General features: G+C 40.6%; 1 pseudogene. It reads left to right on the forward strand.

Going from position 1 to position 308, the window contains the following annotated elements:
- Window positions 1-308, forward strand: a pseudogene (locus tag HC175_RS24270) (oligopeptidase B); the annotation flags it as partial.

The following is a 308-nucleotide window of genomic DNA, read 5'->3' on the forward strand; positions in this document are numbered from 1 at the left end:
TCGATCTTTTTAGAGATTACCTTGTGGTTAGCGAAAGGAGTAACGGTCTTAACAAGATCCATATAAGACGATGGGATGGAACAGATTCTTATTTTCTGCCTTTTGAAAATGAGACGTATACTGCTTTTACCGGTACCAATCCCGATTTTGATACCGAAATCCTGCGGTACACCTATAATTCATTGATCACTCCTACTCAGGTGGTAGATTTCAACATGAGAACCCGTGAAAAGGATGTGAAAAAGGAGCTGGAAGTTCTCGGCGGAAAATTTAGAAAGGAGAACTATGTGTCTGACAGAATATGGGCA

It is taken from the genome of Salinimicrobium oceani (assembly GCF_012037645.1).